Raw genomic sequence first — 351 nt, 5'->3', positions numbered from 1 at the left:
GCGGCACGCCTCGAAGACCACCGTCCGGTACGGCGACCAGTCCGCGCAGCTCAAGGAGATCCGCGCTTTCGACTCCGAGCGCCAGGGCCGCTGGTCGTTCTCCTCCCAGCAGGCCACGCTGCGACGTCTGGACAAGGCGTTCGCCGCGTTCTTCCGGCGGGTCAAGGCCGGGCAGACTCCGGGCCACCCGCGCTTCAAGGGCGTCGGGCACTTCGACACCGTCACCTTCCCCAAGGACGGCGACGGCTGCCGCTGGGACTCCACCCCGCATGACCGCCAGACCCGTGTCCGTCTCCAGGGGGTGGGGCACGTTCGCGTGCACCGGCACCGGCCCGTGCAGGGCCGGGTCAA

1 pseudogene is annotated in these 351 nt (G+C 71.5%); it reads left to right on the top strand.

The window, feature by feature from the left end:
• Nucleotides 1–351: pseudogene (locus tag V1L54_RS29355) on the top strand (RNA-guided endonuclease TnpB family protein); the annotation flags it as partial.

The organism is Streptomyces rubellus (assembly GCF_036323805.1).
Taxonomy (GTDB): domain Bacteria; phylum Actinomycetota; class Actinomycetes; order Streptomycetales; family Streptomycetaceae; genus Streptomyces.
Note: the sequence above shows the minus strand (reverse complement) of the source record. Positions and strands in the feature narration are given on the sequence as shown.